The sequence below is a fragment of the Roseburia sp. AF15-21 genome (genome assembly GCF_003479505.1).
In the GTDB taxonomy this organism is placed as follows: Bacteria; Bacillota; Clostridia; order Lachnospirales; family Lachnospiraceae; genus Roseburia_C; species Roseburia_C amylophila.
Window position 1 is genome coordinate 1 of the sequence record NZ_QUHG01000031.1, and the last position, 405, is coordinate 405.

Here is a 405-nt window from a genome sequence, read left to right on the forward strand (position 1 = left end):
AAGAAGATCAAAGCCCTGTTTGTCTGGATGGCAGAGGTAAAAGAAGAACTTTCCAAACCCCAGACACCGAGCCTTGCCGACCTGTTAATTACTTATTACAACCAGCGCAACGCAGGAGCATGGAGCAATAAAGCCAGAACCGGAAACTTAAAGCAGTTTGCCGAAGCCGTCAATTATCTGACGGAAAACAAGCTGCTCACATTAGAGGATTTGCAGGAGCGTCTTTCCTCTGTCAGTGAAGAATTTGAAGCATTAAGCGGCTCCATGAAAAAGAAATCTGCCCGGATAAAGGAATTGCAGGAATTGATACGGGATGGCGAGAATTACCAGCGGCTAAAACCTGTTCATACGGAATTGAACAATATCAAGTTTAAGAAACAGAGGGAGAAATTTGAAACATCCCAC

The 405-nt window shown here is 44.2% G+C and carries 1 pseudogene; it reads left to right on the forward strand.

The features are described from left to right. Nucleotides 1-405, forward strand: a pseudogene (locus DWW33_RS16105) (MobQ family relaxase); the annotation flags it as partial.